This window comes from Priestia sp. BR_2 (genome assembly GCF_041954005.1).
Lineage (GTDB): Bacteria > Bacillota > Bacilli > Paenibacillales > Paenibacillaceae > Paenibacillus_AQ > Paenibacillus_AQ lautus_A.
The window spans coordinates 1-22899 of sequence record NZ_JAVFHM010000328.1 but is presented as its reverse complement, the minus strand read 5'-3'; the positions used below and the strand labels follow the sequence as shown (position 1 = coordinate 22899).

The 22899-nt window shown below is 52.4% G+C and carries 25 protein-coding genes; 20 read left to right on the top strand and 5 right to left on the bottom strand.

The window, feature by feature from the left end; translation table 11 throughout:
• Positions 1 to 172 precede the first annotated feature (172 nt).
• The 12 genes from RB298_RS28220 to ftsY all read left to right on the top strand — a co-directional run bounded on the left by RB298_RS28220 (position 173) and on the right by ftsY (position 12713).
• On the top strand, positions 173 to 685 hold the full coding sequence (locus tag RB298_RS28220; protein ID WP_486049671.1) for a YceD family protein: 513 nt from the start codon (positions 173 to 175) through the stop codon (positions 683 to 685).
• Positions 686 to 738: 53 nt separating this feature from the next.
• The gene (rpmF, locus tag RB298_RS28215; protein ID WP_006211382.1) at positions 739 to 912 is read left to right on the top strand and encodes a 50S ribosomal protein L32; all 174 of its coding nucleotides are present in this window, start codon (positions 739 to 741) and stop codon (positions 910 to 912) included.
• 142 nt (positions 913 to 1054) lie between these two features.
• Complete coding sequence (gene fapR / locus RB298_RS28210; RefSeq protein WP_015736373.1) at positions 1055 to 1666, top strand: transcription factor FapR; 612 nt, start codon at positions 1055 to 1057, stop codon at positions 1664 to 1666.
• A 24-nt stretch (positions 1667 to 1690) separates the two neighbouring features.
• Complete coding sequence (gene plsX / locus RB298_RS28205) at positions 1691 to 2677, top strand: phosphate acyltransferase PlsX (protein WP_015736372.1); 987 nt, start codon at positions 1691 to 1693, stop codon at positions 2675 to 2677.
• An 8-nt stretch (positions 2678 to 2685) separates the two neighbouring features.
• Positions 2686 to 3675 carry a beta-ketoacyl-ACP synthase III gene (locus RB298_RS28200; RefSeq protein WP_009594985.1) on the top strand — a complete coding sequence of 330 codons (990 nt, stop codon included), beginning with the start codon at positions 2686 to 2688 and terminating at the stop codon, positions 3673 to 3675.
• 51 nt (positions 3676 to 3726) lie between these two features.
• Entirely contained in the window at positions 3727 to 4659 is a 933-nt protein-coding gene (gene fabD / locus RB298_RS28195) for an ACP S-malonyltransferase (protein WP_486049668.1), read from the top strand.
• A 46-nt stretch (positions 4660 to 4705) separates the two neighbouring features.
• Positions 4706 to 5455 carry a 3-oxoacyl-[acyl-carrier-protein] reductase gene (fabG, locus tag RB298_RS28190; protein ID WP_009594984.1) on the top strand — a complete coding sequence of 250 codons (750 nt, stop codon included), beginning with the start codon at positions 4706 to 4708 and terminating at the stop codon, positions 5453 to 5455.
• Positions 5456 to 5565: 110 nt separating this feature from the next.
• Positions 5566 to 5799, top strand: coding sequence for an acyl carrier protein (gene acpP / locus RB298_RS28185; RefSeq protein WP_006211375.1), 234 nt, complete (start codon positions 5566 to 5568; stop codon positions 5797 to 5799).
• Positions 5800 to 5957: 158 nt separating this feature from the next.
• Positions 5958 to 7196, top strand: a complete 1239-nt coding sequence (fabF, locus tag RB298_RS28180; RefSeq protein WP_015736369.1) for a beta-ketoacyl-ACP synthase II — start codon at positions 5958 to 5960, stop codon at positions 7194 to 7196.
• A gap of 12 nt (positions 7197 to 7208) precedes the next feature.
• Positions 7209 to 7907 carry a ribonuclease III gene (rnc, locus tag RB298_RS28175; protein ID WP_036663972.1) on the top strand — a complete coding sequence of 233 codons (699 nt, stop codon included), beginning with the start codon at positions 7209 to 7211 and terminating at the stop codon, positions 7905 to 7907.
• 207 nt (positions 7908 to 8114) lie between these two features.
• Complete coding sequence (gene smc / locus RB298_RS28170; protein WP_096776722.1) at positions 8115 to 11684, top strand: chromosome segregation protein SMC; 3570 nt, start codon at positions 8115 to 8117, stop codon at positions 11682 to 11684.
• Positions 11685 to 11711: 27 nt separating this feature from the next.
• Positions 11712 to 12713, top strand: a complete 1002-nt coding sequence (ftsY, locus tag RB298_RS28165; RefSeq protein ID WP_213579211.1) for a signal recognition particle-docking protein FtsY — start codon at positions 11712 to 11714, stop codon at positions 12711 to 12713.
• Between the two features lie 103 nt (positions 12714 to 12816).
• Here ftsY and RB298_RS28160 read toward each other — a convergent pair whose 3' ends face one another.
• From RB298_RS28160 to RB298_RS28140, 5 genes are all read right to left on the bottom strand, one after another.
• Entirely contained in the window at positions 12817 to 13020 is a 204-nt protein-coding gene (locus RB298_RS28160) for a hypothetical protein (RefSeq protein ID WP_015736366.1), read from the bottom strand.
• Positions 13021 to 13083: 63 nt separating this feature from the next.
• Positions 13084 to 13410: a hypothetical protein gene (locus RB298_RS28155; RefSeq protein WP_249732758.1), complete on the bottom strand. Its 327-nt coding sequence runs from the start codon at positions 13408 to 13410 to the stop codon at positions 13084 to 13086.
• Positions 13411 to 13423: 13 nt separating this feature from the next.
• Entirely contained in the window at positions 13424 to 14434 is a 1011-nt protein-coding gene (locus RB298_RS28150; RefSeq protein ID WP_486049665.1) for a polysaccharide pyruvyl transferase family protein, read from the bottom strand.
• Between the two features lie 24 nt (positions 14435 to 14458).
• Complete coding sequence (locus tag RB298_RS28145) at positions 14459 to 15631, bottom strand: glycosyltransferase family 2 protein (RefSeq protein WP_486049663.1); 1173 nt, start codon at positions 15629 to 15631, stop codon at positions 14459 to 14461.
• Positions 15628 to 16656, bottom strand: a complete 1029-nt coding sequence (locus RB298_RS28140) for a glycosyltransferase (RefSeq protein WP_486049661.1) — start codon at positions 16654 to 16656, stop codon at positions 15628 to 15630. Before RB298_RS28140 ends, RB298_RS28145 begins: the two co-directional genes overlap by 4 nt.
• 411 nt (positions 16657 to 17067) lie before the next feature.
• Between RB298_RS28140 and trhA the strand changes: the two genes are divergently transcribed.
• The 8 genes from trhA to RB298_RS28100 all read left to right on the top strand — a co-directional run bounded on the left by trhA (position 17068) and on the right by RB298_RS28100 (position 22806).
• Positions 17068 to 17715: a PAQR family membrane homeostasis protein TrhA gene (trhA, locus tag RB298_RS28135; protein WP_015736361.1), complete on the top strand. Its 648-nt coding sequence runs from the start codon at positions 17068 to 17070 to the stop codon at positions 17713 to 17715.
• A 138-nt stretch (positions 17716 to 17853) separates the two neighbouring features.
• A complete protein-coding gene (locus tag RB298_RS28130; RefSeq protein WP_096776717.1) occupies positions 17854 to 18210 on the top strand; it encodes a putative DNA-binding protein in 357 nt (118 codons plus the stop codon).
• Between the two features lie 21 nt (positions 18211 to 18231).
• Positions 18232 to 19614 (top strand): signal recognition particle protein, encoded by a 1383-nt coding sequence (ffh, locus tag RB298_RS28125; protein ID WP_009594989.1) that lies wholly within the window; start codon positions 18232 to 18234, stop codon positions 19612 to 19614.
• 48 nt (positions 19615 to 19662) lie between these two features.
• Positions 19663 to 19935 (top strand): 30S ribosomal protein S16, encoded by a 273-nt coding sequence (gene rpsP / locus RB298_RS28120; RefSeq protein WP_006211361.1) that lies wholly within the window; start codon positions 19663 to 19665, stop codon positions 19933 to 19935.
• 21 nt (positions 19936 to 19956) lie between these two features.
• A complete protein-coding gene (locus RB298_RS28115; RefSeq protein WP_006211360.1) occupies positions 19957 to 20187 on the top strand; it encodes a KH domain-containing protein in 231 nt (76 codons plus the stop codon).
• A gap of 112 nt (positions 20188 to 20299) precedes the next feature.
• Positions 20300 to 20821 carry a ribosome maturation factor RimM gene (rimM, locus tag RB298_RS28110; RefSeq protein WP_096776716.1) on the top strand — a complete coding sequence of 174 codons (522 nt, stop codon included), beginning with the start codon at positions 20300 to 20302 and terminating at the stop codon, positions 20819 to 20821.
• Between the two features lie 3 nt (positions 20822 to 20824).
• Positions 20825 to 21643, top strand: a complete 819-nt coding sequence (gene trmD / locus RB298_RS28105) for a tRNA (guanosine(37)-N1)-methyltransferase TrmD (RefSeq protein WP_486049658.1) — start codon at positions 20825 to 20827, stop codon at positions 21641 to 21643.
• Positions 21644 to 21903: 260 nt separating this feature from the next.
• A complete protein-coding gene (locus tag RB298_RS28100) occupies positions 21904 to 22806 on the top strand; it encodes a collagen-like repeat preface domain-containing protein (protein ID WP_486049656.1) in 903 nt (300 codons plus the stop codon).
• Positions 22807 to 22899 lie beyond the last annotated feature (93 nt).

The following is a 22899-nucleotide window of genomic DNA, read 5'->3' as shown; positions in this document are numbered from 1 at the left end:
AACATAATTGCATGACGTTCCTACAACCATAAGCGCCCCTCCCGGGAGTGTTATAATTCTGGTAGTATGAAGAGAAATATCGGGTAACAATATAGAGGTTGTTAGGGTTATCCTGTTGACAAAACTCTCTGGGAATCGGTATAATAATCTTTGTTTGTTTGGAGTGATGGATATGCTAATTCAATTTCGTAAATTGACAACCAGCGATCAACCGTTACAGTTCCATCAAACCGTGGATGTAAGCAATGCCATTAAGGACCGGAAGGATATTGTTGCGGTTAAGCCACTAGACGTGGATTTGAAAGCAACTCCGTCGGTTACCGGTTCGGTGGATGTTCGCGGACGATTAGAAGGCGAGCTGGAGATGAATTGCTCCCGCTGCCTGAAGCCGATCAGCGAGCACGTGCACATCCCTTTTCATGAAGTGTTCCAGCCGGTGGAAGATCCTGAATCTGTGGTTCAGGATGAGGATGACGATACTACATACGTGCAGGGTGAGAGTGTGGATCTCACTCCCTATGTAGAAGAAGCATTTCTGCTCCACCTGCCGCTAGCTCCGGTTTGCAAAGCCGACTGCAAGGGACTCTGCCCGAATTGCGGCAAGGACCTGAATGAAGGCTCCTGCGACTGCGATACGGAAGTGATCGATCCTAGGCTAGCCGGACTGAAGGACTTCTTTAAATGATGATGGATATGGCACCCGTGTTCAGCGGGTTGAATTGATAAGGAGGTGGGAACATGGCAGTACCTCAACGTAGAACGTCCAAAACACGTCGTGACAAGCGTCGTACTCATTTTAAGCTGGCTGTGCCAGGCATGGTGAAATGCGAGCAATGTGGTGAATTGAAGCTTGCTCATCGCGTATGTAAAGTGTGCGGAACGTATAAAGCAAGAGAGATCATCAAACAATAGTTTCTAAATAAGTAGTACTTCATCTTTGGTGAGGTGCTATTTTTTTTGTCTCAAGTCCCTCTTTCTTTTTAACGTGACATGATTTATACTTAACATTAGTACCAGGTTCTAATATTTGCGACTAATTTACATATAAGTATGTTTGAAGATTGGCGGCTACCATAGCGGCAGAAGGAGTTGTTTCGTCATCGATCGTTTATCCAAGAAAGACCGTCACCAGCGGCTGATTCAGCTGATCGACGAGAATCCCTTTGTTACGGACCGCGAGTTGACTCGCCAGCTTAAAGTAAGCATTCAAACGATACGCCTTGACCGTATGGAACTGGGCATCCCGGAGCTCCGTGAGCGAATGAAGCAGATGGCGGAGCATTCCTATGACCAGGTTCGTTCCTTGTCGCTTGAAGAGGTGATCGGGGATGTCGTTGACCTGCAGTTGGACAAGAGCGGAATATCGATATTTGAAATCCGTGAGGAACATGTTTTCAGCAAAACGCGGATTGCCCGTGGACATTATGTGTTCGCTCAGGCCAATTCGCTTGCCATTGCCGTGATCAATGAAGAAATCGCTTTGACGTCTTCAGCGGATATACGGTTTTTGAGACAGGTGCGCCTCGGCGAGAAATGCATTGCCAAAGCCTACGTCAGGTCCATTGCCGGCCAGAAGGGGAAGGCCAAGGTGGAAGTGTTTACTTATGTCGCTGATGAAATGGTGTTTCAGGGAAATTTCGTAATCTACCGATCTGCAGGAGAATGACATAAGTGAAGGGGGAAATTTGGCATGAGAATTGTGGTTGATGCGATGGGCGGGGACAATGCCCCCCAGAGCAACGTCGACGGCGCGCTGATTGCCGCACGGGAATGGAGCGACACCGAGATCATCCTCGTCGGGGATGAGGCCCGGATTGGAGCCCTTCTGAAGGACAAGCCGTCCAATCTGAAGGTGGTTCATGCGAGCGAAGTCATCGAAGCGGAGGATGAGCCCGTTAAGGCCGTGCGCCGGAAGAAGGATGCGTCGATGGTTGTGGCGGGGCGGATGATTCGGGAAGGCGAAGCGGATGCCATGATCTCGGCGGGCAACACGGGAGCGCTCATGACGACCGGATTGCTCGTCGTGGGCAGGATGAAAGGGATTGAGCGCCCTGCGCTGGCCCCTATGATTCCGACGCTCGACGGCAAGGGGATGCTCGCCTTGGACCTCGGAGCGAATATGGACTCGAAGCCGGAGCATTTACAGCAGTATGCGCTGATGGGCAGCCTGTATCGCGAGAAAGTGCACGGTATCGCCAAACCTCGCGTCGGGCTGTTAAATGTCGGTACCGAGCCGGGCAAGGGCAATGAATTGACGAAGCACGCATATCCGTTGCTTGAGGAATTGCCTATTCATTTTGTTGGCAATGTGGAGTCGCGCGATGTCATGAACGGCGTTTGCGACGTGCTCGTTTGCGACGGGTTCTCGGGCAATATTCTGTTAAAATCGATTGAAGGAACAGCCGGTGCACTCTTTTCGCTGTTGAAGGAGCAGTTCGGCAAGTCCCTTAAGACCAAGATGGCGGCCGCGTTGATGATGCCGGAGCTTCGCAGCTTGAAATCGACGCTCGATTATAAGGAGCACGGCGGTGCGCCGCTGCTTGGTCTGGGCGGCCTGGTTGTCAAGAGCCACGGTTCGTCGGATGCGAACGCCATCAAGAATGGGGTTCGTCAAGCGCGTACGGCGCTGCAGAACCGGTTGGTAGAGAGTATTTCGAATGAAATCAGCGGGAAGTGAGTGAGGAAATGAACAATTTGCGTCCGGTCGGTATTATTGGCACAGGCAAATACGTGCCTGAAAAGATTTTATCCAATAGCGATTTAGAGAAAATGGTAGATACTAGCGACGAATGGATCGTCTCGATGACGGGAATCCGCGAGCGGCATATTGCCGCGCCGAACGAAGCGACTTCGGATTTGGCTTATCACGCTGCTGTGAATGCGTTGAAATCCGCCGGCATGCAGGCTGAGGATCTGGAATTGATTATTGTGGCGACCATTACGCCGGATATGTTCTTTCCATCGACCGCTTGTTTGCTCCAGGATCGGCTTGGAGCCAAGAAAGCAGCGGCATTTGACCTGTCCGCGGCCTGCTCGGGATTTGTATACGGCCTGGCCACTGCCACCAACTTCGTGAAAACGGGCATGTACAACAACGCCCTGGTCATCGGGGTGGACTGCTTGTCCCGGATTACCGACTATACCGACCGCAACACCTGCGTCCTGTTCGGTGACGGCGCCGGAGCGGCGATCGTCGGCGAAGTGCCGGAAGGCCGCGGCTTCCAGGCGTTTGATCTGGGCGCGGAAGGCGCGGGCGGGGCCCATCTGTATATCGAGGCAGGCGGCTCGAGATTGCCGGCGTCCGCTGAAACGATTAACACCAACAAACACTACATTTACATGAACGGCCGCGAAGTGTTCAAGTTTGCGGTGCGGGTCATGGGCACTGCCACGGAAGCCGTCTTATCCAAAGCAGGCATCGACAAGAAAGATATTGATTTATTCGTTCCTCATCAAGCGAACATCCGGATTATCAAGTCGGCCATGGAGCGATTGGAGCTTCCGGAGGAGAAGGTCGTCATCAATGTTGACAAGTATGCCAACACCTCGGCCGCTTCCGTGCCGCTGGCGCTCGTGGAAGCCCAGGAGTCCGGCCGCCTGAAAGAAGGGGACAAGGTGCTGATGGTTGGTTTTGGCGGCGGATTGACATGGGGTTCCTCCGTACTCATCTGGTAAACCGAATGGATTTAACAGGACTAGTGAAAGAAGAGAAGGGAGCCAACGATTTTGGGTAAAACAGCATTTATATTTCCGGGTCAGGGCGCTCAGTCCGTCGGAATGGGAAAAGACGCCTATGATGCGGTTCCTTCCGCACGCGATTTATTTCTAACCGCGGATGCTCAGCTTGGATTTCCGCTCAGCTCCATTATTTTTAATGGCCCTGATGAAGATTTGAAGCAAACCGTCAACACGCAGCCGGCTCTGCTCGCAACCAGCATGGCTTATCTGGAAGCCGTTCGCGGCAAAGGAATCGTGCCGGATTACGTTGCTGGCCATTCCCTGGGCGAGTACAGTGCGCTTGTGTGCGCAGGCGTGCTCTCGTTCGAAGAAGCCGTGTCGATCGTTAGAGCACGCGGCGAATACATGGAAGCTGCCGTTCCCGGAGGACAAGGCGCCATGGCAGCCGTTCTCGGCGCAGACCGGGAGGCCCTGGCCGAGCTGTGCAAGGGCATATCGGCAGAGGGGCATGTCGTAGAGCTTGCGAACATGAACTGCCCGGGGCAAATCGTCATCTCCGGTTCGGCTCAAGGCGTTGCAGCTGCTGCAGAAAGAGTCAAGGAAGCCGGCGGCAAGCGGGCCATCCCGCTGGAAGTCAGCGGCCCCTTCCATTCTTCCTTAATGAAGGAGGCGGCTGAGCGTCTGGCCGGCAAACTGGAGCAGGCTTCATTCAACGCACCTTCCGTACCGGTGGTTGCCAACGTGACGGCGCGTCCGGTGGAAGATGCGGCTGCCATCCGCGGTTTGCTGGTGGAGCAGGTCTATTCCCCTGTGCTGTGGCATGACAGCGTGGAGTGGATGATCGCTCAAGGCGTGGACACCTTCGTTGAGATTGGTCCCGGCAGCGTTCTCAGCGGTTTGATCAAGAAAATTGACAAATCCGTCAAAGTCATGAATGTGAATAGTCTGGAGAGCGTCAATAGTTTGGAGACGGTTGTTTAAACAGCTTTTGATGCCAACCGGATCACTCTGGAAAGGAGGAACAGGTATGAGTGAAGCTCTAAAAGGACAGACTGCGCTTGTTACGGGTGCTTCCCGAGGAATCGGCCGGAGCATTGCCCTCGCACTTGCCGATCTGGGCGCGAACGTTGCTGTCAATTATGCAGGAAGCGAAGCGGCCGCAACCGAGGTTGTGGAGGCGATTCGCGCAAAGGGCGTTTCGGCGATCGCGGTTAAATCCAACGTCGGACGGACCGAGGAAGCCGATGCGATGGTTAAGCAGGTGTTAGAGACTTTTGGTCGAATTGATATCTTGGTGAATAATGCGGGGATTACTAGAGATAATCTAATCATGCGCATGAAGGAAGAGGAGTTCGATCAGGTGATCGAAACGAATCTGAAAGGGGTATTCAATTGCCTCAAAGCGGTGACGCGTCCCATGATGAAGCAGCGCTATGGACGCATTATCAACATATCCTCCGTTGTCGGAGCGCTTGGCAATCCGGGACAGGCCAATTATGTCGCGGCCAAAGCCGGCGTCATCGGTCTGACCAAATCAGCCGCGAGGGAGCTGGCTTCCCGTGGCATTACGGTAAATGCGGTAGCGCCAGGATTTATCGATACCGACATGACCCGTGAACTTCCCGAGGACATGCGCGAAGGCCTGCTTGGCGGAATTCCGCTGGCCCGTCTTGGCCAGCCGGAAGAGATTGCCGGCGTGGTGACTTTTCTAGCATCTTCCAGCGCGTCTTATATGACTGGACAGGTGCTGCATGTGGATGGCGGCATGTACATGTAGAGCCGCTGCTGTTCCGGCGCTTGACGCGCCGGGCGCTAAATCGTTTTCAAATGCCTTCTATGGCAATTTGAAGTCATATCTCGTATAATGACCAAGAGGAGGTGAGCCGGATGTCCGATGTATTGGAACGCGTAAAACGCATCGTTATCGACCGCCTGGGTGTTGACGAAGCCGACGTAACATTAGAAGCATCTTTCAAAGACGACCTTGGAGCTGATTCTCTCGATGTAGTTGAATTGGTGATGGAGTTGGAAGATGAGTTTGATATGGAGATCTCTGATGAAGATGCGGAGAAAATTACGACCGTAGGTGAAGTTGTAAACTACATACAATCTCATACCTAAGTCATTACAGTTAAGTCCCGTTCTTTAGCAAGGCGGGACTTCTCCACATTCAATCAAAGCTTTAGTTCTAACAAGTGATAGATTATTACTGCCTTGGTTCATCTTGAGTCCTTGCGGTTTCATAGATGGACGGGCAGTCCACATAGAGGTGAGTCTGTTTGAAACAAAGAGTCGTTGTAACAGGAATGGGAGTCATGACCTCGCTTGGTCAAGATCTTGATACATTCTGGAACAGTTTGATGGAAGGCAAGTCCGGCGTATCCCGCATCGAAGCGTTTGACGTGAGTGATTACACCACGCAGATCGCTGCGTCCATGAAGGATTTCAACCCGGAGGATTACATGGACCGCAAGGAAGCCCGCAAGATGGACCGATTTGTGCAGCTAGCTGTGGCGGCTGGTTCGAAGGCGCTGGAGGACAGCGGTCTTGATATCGGCGTAAATGCCGATGCAGAGCGGGTCGGCGTTTCCATCGGATCGGGTATCGGCGGTTTGGGAACCTGGGAGGATCAGCATAACATCCTGCTGGAAAAAGGCCCGAAACGTGTAAGCCCCTTCTTTATTCCGATGATGATCGCCAACATGGCCTCAGGCCAAATGTCCATCAATCTGGGAGCCAAAGGGCCGAACACCACCCAAGTGACGGCTTGTGCTACCGGAACGCATTCGATCGGCGATTCCTATCGCCTGATTCAGCGCGGCGATGCCGACGTCATGATCTGCGGCGGGGCGGAGGCGACCATTCGTCCGACGGGGATGGCTGGTTTCTGCGCTATGCGCGCAATGTCGACCCGCAATGACGAGCCGGAGAAGGCCAGCCGGCCATTCGATACCGGCCGCGACGGTTTTGTCATGGGTGAAGGTGCCGGCGTGCTCGTCATCGAATCCCTTGAGCACGCGTTGAAACGCGGAGCCAAGATCTACGCCGAGGTGGTTGGTTACGGCCTTAGCGCCGATGCCCATCACATTACCGAGCCGGATCCGGACGGGGCAGCCCGCTGCATGAAGATGGCGATCCGCGACGCAGGCATTGCGCCGGAAGACGTGGATTACATTAATGCTCACGGGACTTCTACGCCGGTGGGTGACCGCTCGGAAACGAAGGCCGTCAAGATGGCTCTCGGCGACCATGCATACAAAGTGGCCGTGAGCTCGACCAAGTCGATGACAGGTCATTTGCTTGGGGCCGCCGGCGGTGTCGAGGCGGTTATCTGCGGATTGAGCTTGAAGAACCAGACCATTGCACCGACGATTAACCTGGAGGATCAGGATCCGGAGTGCGATCTGGATTACGTGCCGAATCACCCGCGTAAAGCCGATTTGGATGTCGTGATGTCCAATTCGTTCGGGTTTGGCGGGCATAATGCCACGATTATCCTGAAAAAATACGCCGAGTAAGGGGACAGTGTGTTGAGTGGAGATCTGAAGCAGTTACAGCATAAACTTCAAATCCAGTTTCGCAATGCAATGCTGCTGAAGCAGGCCTTTACCCACGCATCTTATGTAAACGAGCATCGCTTCAGTCAGAGCCAGGACAACGAGCGACTTGAATTTCTCGGAGACGCCGTTCTGGAACTGACGGTCAGCGAATTCTTGTACAACCTTTTTCCGGACCGTCCGGAAGGCGAATTAACCAAGCTGCGGGCCGCTATCGTATGCGAGCCCTCCCTGGTGCAATTTGCTGTAAGTCTGGACTTTGGACGATACGTTCTGCTAGGCAAAGGAGAGGAAATGACGGGCGGTCGAACCCGCCCGGCTCTTCTTGCGGACGTATTCGAATCATTTGTGGGGGCGCTTTATCTGGATCAGGGATTGGAAGCGGTTCGCCGGTTTTTGAGCGACCACGTCTTCCCTACGGTGACCGTCAACGGTCGACCGCAGATGAGCGATTATAAGACCGAGCTTCAGGAACTGACCCAGCATCACGGCATGGGCGCACTGGAATATCGTATCGTAGAAGAGCGAGGACCGGCGCATGAGCGGGAGTTTGTCTCGGAGGTATACATGGGAAGCGAATGTCTTGGACGCGGAAGCGGCAGATCCAAGAAAGAAGCCGAGCAGCAGGCAGCGGCGGTAGCCTTAAAGCAGCTGAAACGTGCGGATGCCTAAAGCTTCGCTGATGTGATGACAAACAAAGAGCAAAGAGCAGTCAAGCGGATAACCGAACCCGGATAGGATGACTGTTTTTTGCTCTTTTCGTTGTCTGTCTTTTGTTAAAGGGGACAGCTGCTTATAACGTTGATGGGCCTCGTCCAAAGACGGCGGTGAAGCCGATTCTACTTGTGGTACAATAGCAGGAGAGGTGATAGTTCGAATATGTTTTTGAAACGGATCGAGTTAGCAGGATTTAAATCGTTTGCCGACAAGACGGAGATGGAGTTTGTCCGGGGAATCACGGCCGTTGTAGGTCCGAATGGCAGCGGCAAGAGCAATATTTCCGACGGGATCCGCTGGGTGCTTGGCGAGCAAAGCGCTAAATCCCTCCGCGGAGGCAAGATGGAGGACATTATCTTTGCCGGAAGCGATGCGCGTAAAGCGGTCAACTATGGGGAGGTTTCCCTTACGCTGGACAATGAGGACCATGTGCTGCCGCTGGATTTTAACGAGGTGACCGTAACCAGACGGGTGCACCGCAGCGGGGACAGCGAGTATTTCATTAACAGGCAGTCCTGCCGGTTGAAGGATATTACGGAGCTGTTCATGGACACCGGGATCGGCAAAGAAGCCTATTCCATCATTGGACAAGGCCGCATTGAAGAAATTCTGAGTACACGATCAGAAGATCGCCGGGGGATTTTTGAGGAAGCTTCCGGGATCGTTAAATATAAGTCTCGTAAAAAAGAGTCTGTGCGCAAGCTGGATGAAACGGAGCAAAATCTGCTTCGCATCCATGATTTGGTCACCGAGCTGGAGGATCAGATCGGACCGCTCAAAGAGCAGTCCGAGAAGGCGATTCGCTACAAGGAGCTCCGGGAGGAGCTGAAGCACAAGGAAATTTCGCTGTATGTGTATCAGATCGAACAGATACATACCTCATGGAGCGAGGCTAATGCCAAGCTTGAACAGCTGAAGGAAGAGCAGCTTGCCTTATCCACCGTAGTATCCGCGCATGATGCCAAGCTGGAGAGTGACCGATCGGCCCTTCGCCAGCTGGAGCAGGAAGTTGAGGATCTGCAAAGTCAGCTGCTTCAATTCAGTGAGCTGTTCGAGAAGAGCGAGGGTTATGGCGAGGTGCTCAAGGAACGCCGCCGCAATCTGGAACGTACGCGCGAGCAGCTGGAAGAAAGCTTGCACTCGGGCGATCATCGTCTGGAAGAGCGTGTAGGCGAGCTCGCGAGAATGAAGAGCAAGCTGCAGGATCTGCAGCAGGAGCTTACCCTGGTTCGGGATCAGCTGTCGGCGGAAGAAGCGAAGCTGGTTGGCGTAACCGGCGGTATCAGCCAGCAGCAGGAAGAGAGCTTGAAGGGGAATTTGCTGGAGCTTATGAACCAAATGGCGCAGGCGCGGAATGAAATCCGGTATGCGGACCAGCAGCAGGAAGCGCTCGACCGGCGGATGAACCGGGCGCAGGAGGAATCCGGCAAATGGGAAGCCCTGAAAGAAGATCTGCTTCGTCGCAAAGATAGCATCGATCGAAGCATTGAACGTTTCGGCAAAGAAATTGCGGACCTTCGCAGCGGTTACATCAGCGAAAGCGAGCGGTATCAGTCCCTGCAGAAACTGCAGGAGGAGACGCAGGGAGCCCTTCGGAAATGGGAGCAGAAGCGGGAAGCGCAAATATCCCGTCGCGATACCATGAAAGAGCTTCAGGACGATTTTGACGGATTTATGCTGGGCGTTAAGGAAGTGCTGAAGGCTTCGCGCAAATCCGTGCTCCATGGCGTCCATGGTGCGGTGGCCGAGCTTATTCGCGTGCCGGAAAAGCTAGAGCTTGCGATGGAGACCGCCCTTGGCGCGTCGGTTCAGCATATCGTCATGGAGAACGAATCCGTGTCGAGGCAGGCGATTTCCTTCCTGAAACAGCGCCAGTTAGGCCGTGCGACATTTCTGCCTTTGGACGTTATTCGTCCAAGGAACGTATCGGCATCCGACCGGCACTTGGCGGAAGGGGAGGCCGGGTTCGTAGGGTTTGGCTCCGAGCTGGTGAAGTATGATTCCAGATACAGCAACATCGTCGGCAGTCTGCTTGGCAATGTCGTTATCGCCGAGACCCTGGAGCAAGCGAATAAAATCGCGGCGCGATTCTCCTATCGATTCCGCGTTGTCACCCTAGAGGGGGACGTCGTCAATGCAGGCGGCTCCATGACAGGCGGCAGTCAGCATAAAAAGACAAGCAGCCTGCTGGGACGCAAACGGCAGCTGGAGCAGCTCGATCAGGAAATTTCGGAAACCGAGAAGCAGCTGGAGAAGCTCCAGCAGGGCATTGAAGGCGTTCGGAATCAAATGGTTGAATCTCAAGATAAGCTGGACGAGCTTCGCAAAGCCGGAGACGACAAACGGATCGAGGAACAGCAGGCTGCGGGCGACCGCAAGCAGCTTGAACATGAGCTGCGGCACGTCCTCGAGCAAGCCGAGCTGGCAGGCGAAGAGAAGAGCAGTCAAGAGAAGGAAGCCAAGGAAATTCAGCAAAGCCGTGAACGCGCGCAGAAGCTGCTGTCTGAGCTGGAGGAAGAAGAGAAGTCCACCCATCTGGCCATCCAAGCGGCAGAGTTTGCCCGAAAAGCAAATGAATCGGCCAAGGAAGAGCTTCAGAGCCAGCTGACAACCCTCAAGGTTCGCGAAGGAAAGCTGGATCAGGAAACCTTCTCGCTTGAGGAGCAGCTGAAACGCCTGCAATCGGATGTTGACAACCATGAAAAGGAACAGAAGCAGAACCGCACGATGCTGGCCTCCGTTCAAGCGGACCTAAGTCAGAACGAAAGCGAGAGCGTCAAGCAGATCGAGGATCTGAACCAGTACAAGCTGAAGAAGGAAGAAGCCACGCAGCAGCTCGAATTCAAACGGGCGGCACGCAGCGCGCTAAGCCGGAAGCTGGAGCTGGAAGAGAGCGAAACCAAGGAACAGCGCACCCAGCTGCGGTCCGTGGATGATCAGCTGCGCCAGACCGAGATTGGGGTAAACCGGCTCGATGTCGAGCTTGAAAATATATTAAAGAAGTTAAGCGAGGACTATGAGCTGAGCTACGAGCTTGCCAAGCAGCGGTATCCGATTCCGGAAGACATCACGGCCGCTCAGAACGAAGTTCGTGATTTGAAACGGTCCATCACTTCCCTGGGGGACGTCAACCTCGGGGCCATTGAAGAATACCAGCGCGTCAATGAGAGATACCTCTTCCTGAGCGAGCAGAAGGCGGATCTGGTAGAAGCGAAAACGACGCTCTACCAAGTCATTAAGGAAATGGACGATGAAATGTCCAAGCGCTTCAAGCAGACCTTCGATGCCATCCGGCGCGAGTTCGGCACGGTGTTTACGAAGCTGTTCGGAGGAGGACGAGCCGACCTGATCCTGATCGATCCGGAACGATTGCTTGAAACGGGGATCGATATCGTCGCCCAGCCTCCAGGCAAGAAGCTGCAGAATCTGCAGCTGCTCTCCGGCGGAGAACGTGCATTAACGGCTATGGCGCTGTTGTTTGCCATTTTGCAGGTGAAGCCGGTTCCGTTCTGCGTGCTTGATGAAGTCGAAGCGGCGCTAGATGAAGCGAACGTGGTACGATTTGCCCAGTATCTGCGCGAATTCTCTGAACAAACGCAGTTTATTGTGGTCACCCACCGCAAAGGAACGATGGAAGAGGCGGACGTGCTGTACGGCGTCACGATGGAGGAAGGCGGCGTGTCGAAGCTGGTATCGGTCAAGCTTGAGAATGAGGAAGCGGAGATTGCCTAATTTAACATAACGACATGGAGGGTACGTATGAGCTTTTTTAAGAGGTTAAAAGAGAGCATTTCCAGCAAAACGGAAAACGTAACAAAACAGTTCCGCGACGGATTGGAGAAAACCCGGAAGGGGTTTATCGAGAAAGTATCGGACCTGGTGATTCGCCGGAAAAAGATCGATGAGGAGTTCTACGAGGAATTGGAAGAGATTCTGATTGGCGCTGACGTCGGCGTCAATACGGTGATGGATCTGATGGACGATCTTCGTGCCGAGGTGAAAAAACGGCGGATCGAGGACGCTGCCGATTTGCAGCCGGTATTGTCCGAGAAGCTGATGGGACTTCTCCGGGATGACAGCAGCAACGAGCTGCGGGAGAATCCGGACGGGATTACGGTCATCTTGTTCGTGGGCGTTAACGGAGTCGGCAAAACAACAACGATTGGCAAGCTGGCGCATCGTTACAAGCAGGAGGGCAAGAAGGTTTTGCTCGCAGCGGGAGACACCTTCCGGGCCGGTGCGATCGAGCAGCTGGAGGTATGGGGGGAGCGGGTTGGCGTTGAAGTCATTAAACAGCAGCCCGGCTCAGACCCGGCAGCCGTCATGTTTGATGCGGTTCAAGCCGCCAAGCAGCGGCAGGCGGATGTCCTGCTCTGCGATACGGCGGGACGCCTTCAGAACAAAACGAATCTGATGGAAGAGCTGAACAAAATCTTCCGCGTCATTCAACGCGAAATTCCAAGTGCCCCGCACGAGGTGCTGATGGTCCTTGACGCGACGACGGGACAGAATGCGCTGAGCCAGGCGAAGCTGTTCGGCGAGAAGAGCGGCGTGACCGGCCTCGTGTTAACCAAGCTCGATGGTACGGCTAAGGGCGGAATCGTCATCGCGATCCGTCAAGAGCTGAATTTGCCGGTGAAGCTGGTGGGCTTGGGGGAGAAGATGGGTGATCTGCAGACCTTCGATTCGGAGCAGTTTGTGCATGCTCTCTTTGCGGGTTTGATTAAAGAAGAAGAGAATGCTGAAGAACAACAAGACTAGACCCTTGTCTAGCGAAAACGAGCTGGTATACAAAAGGACCGAAAGATATACTTTCGGTCCTTTTTCATGTTCTGTTCGGTCCAAGAGCCATGCATACATATTCTTATGAAGAGACGATTCGAACGAATTCAATCGAGCGAAGCGGGATGATGGCGGTATCGGTTGGCGGGCCATAGATGATCGGCGGTACTTTTAAGGTGATGGTTCCCTCGCCCACTTTGTTCAGCGTGCCGATGATGACATCTCCCGACACGGTTACTTCGGTTTCCGAGCCGATAAATCCTTGAAGCCAATCCACGTAGCGCATATCGGTTAACCTCCTTGCCGTAAATGAAAGTTTGGAGCTGATCTTCAGCATCCCTAAGCGGGATTACTGAACGGAAGTAATATTGGCGAATGGAATCAGCACAAGGTCACCGGATGCTTCACGAAGCTGAACGCCGTCTTCGGCGGTGGCCAATACGATCCCCTCCAAGGTGACAAACGTTGTGCTTACTCTAACCTGTTGACCGGTGCGGACTTCGAAATACTGAGTCAGTTCCGGATTAATGGTTAGCCCCGTGAGCACCTGGCTCTCCAGCGATTCCACCCTAACGGTTAATTGACTGGTTTCCTGGCTTAGAAGCTCGACCTGCCGCGTTAGTTTTTTTACTCGTCCGGCAAGCTTTCTGCAGAACAGGAAGCAACACATACTCATTCTCCTTTCTGTATTACCAACGGTTGTGCTCTTCGATGTGATTCTTTAAATCGAGGAGCGAGGCTGTGCTTTTTTTCTCGGCTGCCCGGATCAGCGGCATCATCTGCTGCACGTGACCAGGGCCGTATTTAAGGAAGCTCTCGGTTCTATCCACCAGCGCATCAAGCGGCTGACGGTAATCCGTAAAGTATTGCCCGAGATGAAAAGAGCTCAGCAGGCTGTGCACTTTGCCCATGGTGCTGAGCGCCAGTACGGGCTTGCCTCCGCGTAAAGCGGCCAGCGAAGGATGAAGCTTGAACGAGATCAGATAGTCCACGGATTGTATGAAACTGTAGGTGAGCTCAATATCCATGAGAAAAGGCAGCGTTTCAATGGAAGCGCCGGGCGTTAGCTCCCTTACCTTCTGCTGTAACTGCAGGCATGTGTTGTAATCGGAATACGCGTTCCCCGGATGATGAATGACCGGAATAAGGACGGCATGATAGCCTGCTGCGACAAGATGACCCAGCAATTTGGTCATATTATCCATCGGGAACGATTCATAGGAAAACACAACAACGCCAATCGTTGGACGCTTCGAGAATCGTTTTACCGGGATGTCGGGCTGACGGTAGCCGAATACCATATCTGGGGCCGTTTCGACGTTTCGGTGAAAGCCAGCCCGCTTGGCGATGGCCGACGATCGTTCATCCCGGAACACCGCGCGTTTTGCCTGGGAGATCATCTCCCGGTAGGCGGATACCTGCTCTTCAGGCCAGGTGTGTTCCGGGTAGGCATCGACGATGCCGACGCCGTAAACCCAGGTAGGCTGTCCTTTGAGCTGCGGAGGGAAGTAATACGAATTGAACGAGTAAGGGGTAATCAAATCGCCACCGCCGATGATAAAGGCATCCGTCTGACGGGGATCCAGTCGGGAATTCCAAGGATAGACGTGGTGTTCGTTGAATACTTGTCGAAGGGTGTGAAGAAACAAATCATCGCCGAAGTTTCCCATTCCATAGTAGCCGGAAGCGGCAATATGCATGACGTATCACCTCCTTTTCAATCGCTAACCCTGCATGGTTTGCTGATACCAGGCTTCGTAGAGGCTGCGGCTTCGTTGGCTGGTGCTGCCGCCATAAACGACGCGATGATACAACAGCGCATCCACGCAGATCGGCGAACTTTGTTTAAGAACGCGTGCGGTCACATCGATATCTTCGAAGATGCGTCCGAAACGATCCTCGCGATTCCACCAGCCGTCAACGGCGACCAGGGAAGATTTGCGGTACATTCGGGGAACGAGCGGGTGGTCGTGTTCATGCGATCGATCGAAGGACGGAGAGTATATCGAATATAGCTTGCCGGAGTCAACATTCCTTCTCCATAACGGACCGAGCTGCCGGGTTCGTTCCCAGCATCCGTATCTGCCCGTGGCGATCAGCCCGTTCGGATTTTTGTCAAGCGCCTCGGATAGGAGAGCAACCGTTTCGGGTGCCAGCCAATCATCCCCATCCAATTCCAGAATATAGTGACCTTTTGCTTCCGTAAGCAGGCGATTCATCATGATCGCCTTTCCTCGGTTACGCGATTGTGTTATCACCCGTATTCGACCGTCATGAAAAGCGCAGGCTTCCTTCAGACTTTCGTCCTCCGAGCCGTCATCGCCGATTAAGAGCTCCCAGTTTTCGTTCGTTTGCGCCAATACGGAACGAATGCTCCAGCCTAAAGTGTCCTTCATGTTATAAATGCTCATGAGAATGGAGACTTCTGGCTGCTGAGGCGGTTTGGAAGATAAAGCCCCTTCGGGGCCAGCGCCGCTATCTTGCCTCCGTGTTGCAGACAGTACGGGGAGAATATACTCCAGCTCCTTTTGATACGGTGGGTAATGCGCAGCTTTCAAATGTAACGTTAGGCTGGAATCGACTGGCAGGAGATCATAAGGCAGAAATCTGGCAGCGGGAAGCTTGTCATTCCAGCGGGCGAGGGCGGCAAGCAGCCAGGCTCTTCTCCAATAGATCGGGGCACCGCTCATACATATACAGACGACATGGTCCGGTATATGAAGCGGCATTGGGACCAGAGCCGACGATCCCCGATGGGTAAACGACAAGCTGCAGCTCCATAAAATCCACTCGCGGTCTGTCCCTGATACTTCCTGAATGACCCGCTCACGATAAGATGCGGCATCGGTGGACCTATAGCCGAACGGCTGCGTACGGATCGTGGCGTAAGGGATCACTGGGCATTCATGCTTTTGTCCATGATGGCTTGCCGGATGACTTGATCGGCTTTCAATCCGCGTTCAACCCAGCGGTTCTCTCTGACGTAGGCTATGCGGGCGAGCTTGTGCTCTGCTGAATCGGGGCGATCCAGCATGGCTGCCAGCTTGCCCAAGAAATCATCATGGGTCGTCGCTGTGGTGACGTGCGGCTCCATGGCAATGCATTCCGGCAGCGCCGTCGACAGCACCCGGACGCCGGAAGCCATATACTCGTATGCTTTGACCGGATTGGTAGCGAGCGTAATCGGATGGTATTGGAAGGGAATCAACGCAACGTCGATATGAGTAAGGTAACGCTTCAGCTCCTGGTGCGGCTTTTCCCCGAGAATATGCACGTTCGGTAGCTTCGAATAATCGCCGGAGCTGCCGTAAGGAGCACCAATGGAAACGAATTGGACGTTCGGAAACCGAAAGGCGGCCTTAGCGAACAGCTCATGGTCCACCCAATATGCCCAGGCTCCGATATAAGCAACAACAGGACCCGGAGGGAGATCGGCGGGTCTTTCGCTGAATGGAATATGAAAAAATGAAGAGTCAGCTCCATTCGGGATCAGGGTGAGCGGTTTATCCGGATAAGCCAAGGACAACCGGGTGTGGATCACCTCTGCGGTACACACGACATGGTCCGCCTCATCAATCATTTTCGGTTCATATTTAGCCCAATGCGGAAATTCGTCACAGCAGTCGTAGATCGTAATATCGGGCTTGAAAAGCGTGGAAATGCGCGTCCGGAGCTTAGACCAGGTGGTCCAGACGACAATGGGATGTTCTTTGCGGAGGGCAGGCAGCTTTTTGTGCAGAAACGTTTTGGTATCGGTGAACAGATACACATTCGGTTCAATTTCTTTGAACTCCTTATCGAGCGGGGCCAGGTTTTCGAAGAAAACCTGATGACCAAGCGAGCCCAATTGCGCCATAAGCTGCTGCGGTCTCTGTTTCATGTACGACCAGTTCATCGTTCTCGGATAAATGATGACAGCCAAGAGGTTTCCTCCTTTCTTTGTACTCCGGATAATATATGCAATGCTAGCTTCATAGAATTGGACGAATGCGCCGAATCGCTGAAAAATGGTTGATTTCTACAGGCTTTCCCCTGGCCGGAACGAATCTATCAAATTCCATATATTGCCTTCAACATGACGTTTCGGTTCTGTCTTTTCATATAAAACGAGGGAGAGTGAAGGTTCGCGAATTCCAAGAAGGTTCTTGTTGCGTTCGGAGCTCGTTCCTACCGCAAAGAAGCTGATATGGGCGTCCGCTGGATTTTGCATGCAGGCAGAGCTTATAATGAAGTATAAGTTGGGTTCAAAAAGTCGCTTCATGTGCTGCTGCGTGATCAAAAGATGACTTTTTGAACAACCTCTATAAGATTTCAGAGCGAAAGGATACCTGTTATGGCCAATACTTACACTTATCCGCGCAGAGAAGAGATAGCGAACGCAATAACGCATGGCATAGGAGCCGCGCTAAGCGTTGCCGCGCTGGTGCTCCTGATCGTTTTTTCAAGCTTGAAGGGCACAGCCTGGCATGTTGTGAGCTTTACGATCTACGGATCCACGATGCTTCTTCTATACTTGAGCTCAACGCTCGTTCACGGCTTGAGGGACGGGAAAGCCAAGGATTTCTTTGAGTTTATGGACCACTCTTCCATTTATTTGTTTATCGCGGGGACCTATACGCCATTCCTGTTGGTCGCCATCCGGGGGCCGCTGGGCTGGAGTCTCTTCGGAATCGTATGGGGCATTGCGCTGTTCGGCGTCGTATTTAAAGCGTTTTTTGTCAAAAAGTTTCTGTTCCTCTCCACGATTTTCTACATTGCGATGGGCTGGCTGATCGTCATTGCCTGGAATCCGTTAACGGCGGTAGTCGCGCCTCAAGGCATGAATTTGCTAGTTCTTGGCGGCGTGCTGTACACGCTGGGTACCATTTTCTATGTATGGAGAGGCTTCCCGTACCATCATGCCATCTGGCATTTGTTTGTGCTGGCGGGCTCGATTCTCCACTTTTTTGCGATACTGATATACCTTCTGCCTATCGGTTGAACCGCTGGGAAGACGGCTTTCTGCGCATGATGAAGGATGACAAGGGAAATGGCTTGACATCCTTCTTCGTTTTTTGTATGATAAGGTTCGTTAAGCGAACTGTAAAGTGTTTTTCCTTGACGAGGGGGGTGCCCTTAAATGAGTCAGGAGAATCGGCTCGAGAAGACGAACCGGATCAATTTGCTGTTCGATTTCTATGAGCAGCTGCTGACAGAGAAACAGCAGACCTTTTTGAAATATTATTTCCATGACGATTTTTCCCTAGGTGAAATCGCCGGCGAATTTGAGATTAGTCGTCAGGCCGTCTATGAGCATATTAAGCGCGCAGAGCAGGTGCTCGAGTCTTATGAAGAGAAGCTGGGACTCCTGAGCAAGCATGAGGCGCGTGTCCGAGAGCTGGATAAGTTCCGGGAAATGGTGGAGACTAGCGACCTGGACGAACAAGATAAGCATGTAATGACCGATATGGTCGAACGATTGAAAGTATGGGATTAAGTATGAACGGAGGTGGCGGATATGGCGTTTGAAGGATTGACCAGCAGACTACAGAATGTGTTCAGCAAGCTTCGTGGTAAAGGCAAGGTGTCCGAAGAAGATGTAACAGCCGCCATGCGTGAAGTTAGACTCGCGCTTCTGGAAGCCGACGTTAACTTCAAAGTGGTTAAGGATTTCGTATCCAAAGTAAAAGAGAAGGCCATCGGCAAGGAAGTGATGGACAGCTTTACGCCCGGCATGGTGATCATCGACATCGTTAACAAAGAGCTGACGGAGTTGATGGGGGGAAGCCAAGCCAAGCTGGCGAAGAGCAATAAGCCGCCGACGGTCATTATGATGGCCGGTTTGCAAGGTGCCGGTAAGACAACGACCTCGGGCAAGCTGGCTAAGCTGCTTCAGAAGCAGAACAGCCGACCGCTGCTCGTGGCAGGCGACATCTATCGCCCCGCTGCGATCAAGCAGCTCGAAGTGCTCGGCAATCAGATCAATGTGCCGGTATTCTCCTTAGGAGACAAGACAAGCCCGGTTGAAATCGCGAAGCAGGGCCTGCAGCATGCCAAAGATAACGGCCACGATTATGTCATTATCGATACCGCCGGCCGGCTGCATGTCGATGAAGAGCTGATGGAAGAATTGAAGCAGATCCACAGCGTGGTGAATCCTGATGAAGTCCTGCTTGTCGTTGATGCGATGACGGGTCAGGATGCGGTGAATGTCGCGGAAAGCTTCAACCAGCAGCTGACGCTCACGGGCGTCGTGCTGACAAAGCTGGACGGTGACACCCGAGGCGGTGCTGCCCTCTCGGTTAAGGCCGTTACCGGATGTCCGATTAAATTTGCGGCGCTCGGGGAGAAGATTGATGCGCTCGAGCCGTTCCATCCGGAACGGATGGCATCGCGGATCCTCGGCATGGGCGATATGCTGTCTCTTATCGAGAAAGCACAATCGAACATTGATGCGGACAAGGCCAAGGAAATGGAACGTAAAATGCGCAATGCCGAATTTACGTTTGAGGATTTCCTGGAGCAGATGGATCAAGTGAAGAAGCTCGGTCCTCTGGATCAGCTGATGGATATGATTCCAGGCATGGGCAAGATGAAGCAAGCCAAGGATCTCAAGGTTGACGAGAAGCAGATGGGACGCATCGAGGCTATCGTCCACTCCATGACAACGGCGGAGAAGCAGCAGCCTGACATTATCAATCACAACCGTCGTAAACGGATTGCGGCCGGCAGCGGAACCTCGCTGGCTGAAGTGAACCGGCTCATCAAGCAGTTTGACGAAATGCGCCGCGTGATGAAACAGTTCTCGGATATGATGGGTCCTAAAGGCGGCAAGAACAAGGCCTTGAAGCAGCTGAAGGGCCTGACCGGCGGAAAAGGCATGAAGTTTCCGTTCCGTTAAGCCCCGGTTATATCGAATGGACATTTTTTGAAGGAGGTGAATTTTCAAATGGCAGTACGTATTCGTCTGAAACGCATGGGTGCTCACAAGGCTCCTTTCTACCGCGTGGTGGTTTCTGATTCCCGTTCCCCACGTGACGGCCGTTTTATCGAGGAAATCGGTTATTACAATCCGGTTGCTCAACCGGCTGAAGTTAAGATCGATGAAGAGAAAGCACTGAACTGGCTTCAAAATGGTGCGCAAGCATCTGACACGGTTCGCAACTTGCTTAGCAAAGCGGGCGTAATGAAGAAGTTTCATGAGCTGAAGCATCAGAAATAAGACTGATCGCGAGGGTTATCTATGGAAGAATTAGTTCGCGTTATTGCTAAGGCTTTAGTGGATCATCCAGAAGATGTGACTGTGAAAACCGTTGAGAAGGAGCACTTGATTGTATATGAACTGTACGTGCATCCTGACGATGTCGGGAAGGTCATAGGCAAACAAGGGCGTATCGCCAAATCATTGCGTACAGTCGTTACATCGGCGGCAGTTAAAATGGATAAACGGGTGACCGTTGATATCATTTCTTAAAATATACGAAAGGGGGTTAGGATGCATGTCCTAGCCCTTTTTCGTACATGCTGAAGAAATCAGCCGGTCATACCAGCTTAGAACGCTCATTAAGTGATGCAGGAGGAAGACCATGTCTGAAAAGTTGTATACCGTAGGCAAAATCGTGAACACGCACGGCATTCGCGGCGAAGTTAAGGTCATGCCGCATACGGATTTTGCCGACCAGCGTTTTGCCGCGAAGAGCAAGCTGTATATCGTTCCCGACAAAGGGAATATGATTGAAGTAACGGTCGAAACATCCCGCTTTCATAAAAACATGTATGTCCTGAAATTCAAGGAGCTTCATGGGATTAACGAGGCTGAAAAATATAAGGGCTCGCTGCTGAAAATCACCGAGGATCTTCAGGAGGAGCTTCCGGAGAACGAGTACTATTTCCACGAGATCATTGGTTGCAAGGTGATGACGGATGAGGAACCGGCTGAGGAGCTTGGCACGATTTCCGAGATTTTGACGCCAGGCGCCAATGACGTATGGGTTGTCAAAACGCCTAAGGGAAAAGAAATTCTACTCCCGGCCATACCGGATGTCGTACTGGATGTCGACAAGGAATCGAAGCTTGTCCGCGTGCATCTTATGGAAGGGTTGTTATAGTCCATGCGGATTGATGTGTTGACGCTGTTTCCCGAAATGTTTGATGGCGTGTTCCATTCGAGTATTCTGGGTAAAGCGGCCAAGAAAGAAATCGTGAACCTGAATGCCATCAACTTCCGCCAGTATGCCGGGAACAAGCATGGGCAGGTCGACGATACGCCATATGGCGGGGGTGGCGGAATGGTGTTAAAACCGGACCCGATTTTTGCTGCGGTAGAGGACATCCTCGCTTCGGATCCGAATGAGATTTCGAATCATGGGGAGGGAGCTCATCCTGCCGGAGAGATTTCGGCGGATATCACCGGCCCAGCCAAGCCTCCGCGAGTCATTCTGATGTGCCCGCAAGGAGAGACTTTTACGCAGAAGAAGGCGGAAGAGCTGTCTCAAGAAGAGCATCTGGTGTTTATATGCGGGCATTACGAAGGTTACGATGAACGAATCCGCGAGTTTCTCGTGACGGATGAGTTATCCATCGGAGATTACGTGCTTACCGGCGGAGAGCTGCCGGCCATGGTGGTCATCGATTCCGTCGTCCGATTGCTGCCGGGTGTACTTGGGAATGAAACCTCGGCGGTGACGGATTCATTCAGTACGGGCCTGCTGGAATACCCGCACTATACACGTCCGGCGGAGTTCCGCGGCTGGAAAGTGCCGGATATTTTGCTAAGCGGTCATCATGCGAATATCGATGTATGGCGCCGTGAACAAGCGCTTAAACGAACATGGGAAAGACGCCCTGAATTATTGGAGGGACTGGAGCTTTCGAAACAGGATACGGCGTATCTTGAGAAATTACGTGCCCAAAGCGGCAAGGCAAAATGAAACGAATAACTTGGATGACGAAAAGAGAGGGCTTCTCGTAAATGGGCCTTCTCTTTTTTTGTTGCGGCTCAACTGTAAGATTTCGAACCTATTGTTCGCCCAGTGAATAATCTGCAGATATGGGTGTTTGCTGAGTCGTAGAGAAGCAGAACGAGGAGTGAAGCATATTGGATTCCCCACGGAGAGGAAATCGCGGCAAATTGAAGTGCACGCCTTCACGAAAAATAGCGCCCAGGCGAACGAGGTTAAGAGAGCTTTGGTTGAGTCGCCTGGTTTGGTCGTTTCGCCAATTGAGAGCACTTGTCCGCATATTCATTGAGCAACCGGTACATGAAAACTTCATTCGTCTAAAAAGACAAGTTCGACGGATCCAAAAAATGTTGTTGTCTTCCAATATGTCACTATCTAAAAGCGAAAAGCGATTTATCCGAATGGCTGCTGAACAAGTATTAGTTATTTCTAATATGAACAATAGCAGAGAAATTATAGATCGAATAAACTTTTTTGCAGTACTTATCCTTTCTTATGCCGAGCGCATTGGAATAGGAAGATTGATTAGATCATCCGTTCTCGAAATTAGCAGTTCGCTCAACAGATGGGGTTATGCACAAGAAAGAATGGATTTGATTCCATTACACAACTTGGTCGATAATCTCCCGTTATATATTGCGGACGCAGTGACGAATCCAGGGATGGAATCCGCGAATAGATTAGGAGTTGTTTTTGAAGATATCAATCAACAAGTATCCCGTTTGGGCGCTTCTGCAGCGCAGCGGGAAGCTCTGCAGACAGCGTCCCAGAACGTAATAGCATCACTGGTGGAAGGCGCGTCTCCGATGCAAGTGAATGATCGATTGATGAATTATACCAATATGCTTGGAGAAACGGTAACAACTTTGGATATACCGACAACTGATCGGAATGGGTTGTTGTTTTCTTTGTTATCTGTTTCAAGAATAAGTGCCGAGAGCGTTCAAAGTATGATGATGCAGGATTTCGTTGAAAATGTACAAGATCTAACGGGACCGACGGGCGAATCTGGAGCTACAGGTGCCCAAGGAGTACCGGGTGTTCCTGGGGCAGCGGGGTCAACGGGCGCAGCAGGCGCAAGAGGAGCGACGGGTGCGGGAGGAGCAAGAGGAGCGGCGGGAGCGGGAGGGTGAAGCGGAGGGGCGGGGTCCAGAGGGGACACGCGGGGAACGCGGGGAGAGAGGGGCAATGGGGAGACAGGGGAAACAAGAGGGACGAGGGAAAGA